This is a genomic window from Streptomyces europaeiscabiei, assembly GCF_001550375.1.
GTDB lineage: Bacteria > Actinomycetota > Actinomycetes > Streptomycetales > Streptomycetaceae > Streptomyces > Streptomyces europaeiscabiei.
Map to the genome: position 1 here is coordinate 1 of NZ_LRTR01000119.1, position 4573 is coordinate 4573.

Here is a 4573-nt window from a genome sequence, read left to right on the forward strand (position 1 = left end):
GGACGGCACGCTGGGGCAGCGGCCCGCCGTTCAGGCGCAGCAGCCGGGTCACGGCGACCCGCAACAGGGTGTCCGCGGCCAGCGCGTTGCCCTCGTCGACGGCCCGCAACACCTGATGGACGAGGCCCGCCGCGTACGGATCCTCGAGCACGGGGGTCACGAAGCCGGGGGTGCCGCGGATCGTGGTGGTCTCGGCGGCGATCTCGGCCACCACGTCCTGCGACGGGTAGACCGCGCCGTACCGCCAGCCCTCGGGCCCACCGGCACGGCCGGTGTGCGGGGTGTCGGGGTTGACCAGGGCCAGGGCTCCCGGGCCCGCGTACTGGTCGGCGCCCCCGTGGTGGAACACATCGACGCCGTCGGCGATGGCCGCGATCACGAAGTTCTCGTGGGTGTGCCGCACGAACTTCTTCTCGACGTAGCTCGCCCGCAGCAGATCGACGCCGGGCAGCTTCGTGGACCGCCAGTGCCTCGCCCGCTCCGCCGAACCCGCCATGCCCCCCATTCTGCGTGGTGGGCCGTCTTCTGCGTGGTGGGCCGTCCGGGCGCCGGAATCCGGCCCCGTCGGCACCGCGGCCACCGGCGGACCCGCCCCTCCCGAGCCGTTTCCGCAGGTCCGGGCCATTGTCAGTGGCCGGGTGCAGGATGGGGGCATGGTCAGCTCCGCAGATCGAGCCCTCGACGGCTTCTCCCCCGCGACCCGCGGCTGGTTCACGGGGGCCTTCTCCGCGCCCACCGCGGCCCAGGCCGGGGCGTGGCGGGCGATCGGCGAGGGCTCGGACGTGCTGGTGGTCGCCCCGACCGGCTCCGGCAAGACGCTGGCCGCGTTCCTCGCAGCGCTGGACCAGCTGACGTCGAGCCCACCCCCGGCCGACCCCCAAAAGCGCTGCCGGGTGCTGTACGTGTCACCGCTGAAGGCGCTCGCGGTGGACGTCGAGCGGAACCTGCGCAGTCCGCTGACCGGTATCCGCCATGAGTCGGTGCGCCTGGGGCTGCCCGAGCCCGAGGTGAAGGTCGGCATCCGCTCCGGCGACACCCCGCCCGCCGAGCGCCGCGCCCTGGCCACGCGCCCGCCGGACATCCTGATCACCACCCCCGAGTCACTGTTCCTGATGCTGACGTCGGCCACGCGCGACGCGCTCACGGGCGTGGAGACGGTGATCCTGGACGAGGTGCACGCGGTCGCGGGCACCAAGCGCGGCGCCCACCTCGCGCTCTCCCTGGAGCGGCTCGACGAGCTGTTGCCCAGGCCGGCACGCCGTATCGGCCTGTCCGCCACGGTCCGTCCCGTCGACGAGGTCGCGCGCTATCTCTCCCCGCAACGCCGGGTGGAAATCGTCCAGCCTCCGTCCGGCAAGGAGTTCGACCTGTCGGTGGTCGTGCCGGTGGAGGATCTGGGTGAGTTGGGCGGCTCCCCGGTCGCCGAGGGCAATGAGGGCGCGGAGCGGCCGTCGATCTGGCCGCACGTCGAGGAGCGCATCGCCGACCTCGTCCAGGCCCACCGCTCCACGATCGTGTTCGCCAACTCCCGCCGCCTCGCGGAGCGGCTGTGCAACCGGCTCAACGAGATCGCGTACGAGCGGGCCACCGGTGTGCCCCTGGACGAGCACCATGCCCCGGCGGAGCTGATGGGCGGCTCCGGCGCCGCCCAGGGTGCGCCCCCGGTCCTCGCCCGGGCCCACCACGGGTCGGTCTCCAAGGAGCAGCGCGCCCTGGTCGAGGAGGATCTGAAAGCGGGCCGGCTGCCGGCCGTGGTCGCCACCTCCAGCCTCGAACTGGGCATCGACATGGGCGCGGTGGACCTCGTCATCCAGGTGGAGTCACCCCCCTCGGTCGCCTCCGGCCTTCAGCGCGTGGGCCGCGCGGGGCACCAGGTGGGCGCGGTCTCCACGGGCGTGGTCTTCCCCAAGTACCGCGGTGACCTGGTCCAGTCGGCCGTGGTCACCGAGCGGATGCGCAGCGGCTCCATCGAGTCCATGAGGATCCCCGGTAACCCCCTGGACGTCCTGGCGCAGCAGATCGTCGCCATGACCTCGATGGACACCTGGCAGTTCGACGACCTCCTCGCCACCGTCCGCCGCGCCGCCCCCTTCGCCTCGCTCCCCGAGTCCGCGTTCACGGCCGTCCTCGACATGCTCGCGGGCCGCTATCCGTCCGACGCCTTCGCGGAGCTGCGCCCGCGCGTGGTGTGGGACCGGGTCGCGGGCACCATCACGGGTCGGCCGGGCGCGCAGCGTCTCGCCGTCACCTCCGGGGGCACGATCCCCGACCGCGGCCTCTTCGGCGTCTTCCTCGCGGGCTCCGACCCGAAGAAGGGCGGCGGCCGGGTCGGCGAGCTCGACGAGGAGATGGTGTACGAGTCCCGGGTCGGGGACGTGTTCACCCTCGGCACCAGCTCCTGGCGCATCGAGGACATCACACGCGACCGGGTGCTGGTCTCCCCCGCTCCGGGCGTCCCGGGCCGCCTGCCCTTCTGGAAGGGCGACCAGCTCGGCCGCCCGCTCGAACTCGGCCGCGCGGTCGGCGCGTTCCTGCGCGAGGTCGGCTCCCTGTCCCAGGAGGACGCCCGGCTGCGCCTGCTGGCCGCCGGACTCGACACCTGGGCCGCCGACAATGTCCTGTCGTACCTGGCCGAACAGCGCGAGGCCTGCGGCCACGTCCCCGACGACCGCACGATCGTCGTCGAACGCTTCCGCGACGAGCTGGGCGACTGGCGAGTCGTCGTCCACTCCCCCTTCGGCGCCCAGGTCCACGCCCCCTGGGCCCTCGCCCTCGGCGCGAGGCTCTCCGAGCGGTACGGCATGGACGCCCAGGTCATGCACGCCGACGACGGCATCGTGCTGCGCCTGCCCGACGCCGACCTGATGGGCCTGGACCTGCTCGACATGGAGCCCACGAAGGCGGGCACGGAATACGACGCCGAGCAGGCCCCCCTCGGCGCGGCGGACGTCGCCTTCGACAAGGGCGAGGTCGACCAGATCGTCACCGACCAGGTGGGCGGCTCGGCGCTGTTCGCGTCCCGCTTCCGCGAGTGCGCAGCCCGCGCGCTCCTGCTGCCCCGCCGCAGCCCGGGCAAGCGCACGCCCCTGTGGCAGCAACGCCAGCGCGCGGCCCAGCTCCTGCAGGTGGCGAGCGAGTTCGGCTCGTTCCCGATCGTCCTGGAAGCGGTCCGCGAGTGTCTCCAGGACGTCTTCGACGTCCCGGGTCTCACCGAGCTGATGGGCGACATCGAGTCCCGCAAGGTCCGCCTCGTCGAGGTCACCACGCCGGAGCCCTCCCCCTTCGCCCGCTCCCTCCTCTTCGGATACGTCGCCCAGTTCCTGTACGAGGGTGACTCGCCGCTCGCCGAGCGCCGCGCCGCCGCCCTGTCGCTGGACTCAAGGCTGCTGGCCGAGCTGTTGGGCCAGGCGGAGCTGCGCGAACTGCTCGACGCCGAGGTGCTGACGGAGTTGGAGCAGGAACTCCAGTGGCTCACCGAGGACCGCCGTGTCAAGGACACCGAAGGTGTCGCGGACCTCCTCAGGCTCCTCGGCCCTCTCAAGGAAGCCGAGTTGGCAGAGCGCGGTGCCGAGCCGCAGTGGGCGCGGGAGCTGGCCGGGGCACGCCGCGCCATCCGGGTGCGGATCGCCGGCACCGACCACTGGGCGGCGATCGAGGACGCGGGCCGACTGCGCGACGCACTCGGCACAGCCCTGCCGGTCGGTGTCCCGGAAGCCTTCACGGAGCCGGTCAAGGACCCCCTCGGCGATCTCCTGGCCCGGTACGCGCGCACGCACGGCCCGTTCACCTCGGCCACGGCCGCCGCACGCTTCGGCCTCGGGGCGGCCGTCACGGACGGGGCACTCCACCGACTGGCGGCGAACGGCCGCGTCGTCCAGGGTGAGTTCCACCCGGCGGGCATCGGCCAGGAGTGGTGCGACACGGCCGTGCTGCGCCGCCTGCGCCGCCGCTCGCTGGCAGCTCTGCGACACGAGCTGGAGCCGGTACCCCCCGCCGCGCTCGCCCAGTTCCTGCCGCAGTGGCAGCACGTGGGCGGCGGTCACGGACTGCGCGGCATCGACGGACTGGTGCGCGCGATCGAGCAGGTGCAGGGCGCCTCCGTGCCCGCCTCCGCCCTGGAGAAGCTGGTCCTGCCCTCCCGGGTCGCCCACTACAACCCCGCGATGCTCGACGAACTCACCGCGACCGGCGAGGTCGTCTGGGCGGGCGCCGGAGCCCTCCCCGGCAAGGACGGCTGGGTCTCGCTGTACCTGGCGGACGCCGCCCCGCTCCTCCTGCCACCCCCGCACCCCCTGGAGCTGACCGCGCTCCACGAGTCGGTTCTGAGCACCCTCTCCGGCGGCTACGGCCTCTTCTTCCGCCAGATCGCGGACCAGATCCGCGCGACCACCCACCCCGACGTCACCGATCCGCAACTGGCCGACGCCGTATGGGACCTGGCCTGGTCCGGCCGCCTCACCAACGACACGCTCACCCCCATGCGTTCCCTCCTGGGCTCGGGCCGCACCGCGGGCTCCACCGCCCACCGCGCCAAGCGCACGGTCCCGCGCGGCCGGTACGGCTCCCTGACCGC

2 protein-coding genes are annotated in these 4573 nt (G+C 73.5%); one reads left to right on the forward strand and one right to left on the reverse strand.

The features are described 5' to 3' along the window. Positions 1-496, reverse strand: a 496-nt coding sequence (locus AWZ10_RS05410) for an AraC family ligand binding domain-containing protein (RefSeq protein WP_208618452.1), incomplete at its 3' end; no start/stop codon positions are given. A 157-nt stretch (positions 497-653) separates the two neighbouring features. On the opposite strand from AWZ10_RS05410, the gene AWZ10_RS05415 reads away from it, so the two are divergent. Then, positions 654-4573, forward strand: a 3920-nt coding sequence (locus tag AWZ10_RS05415; RefSeq protein ID WP_060890574.1) for an ATP-dependent helicase, incomplete at its 3' end; no start/stop codon positions are given.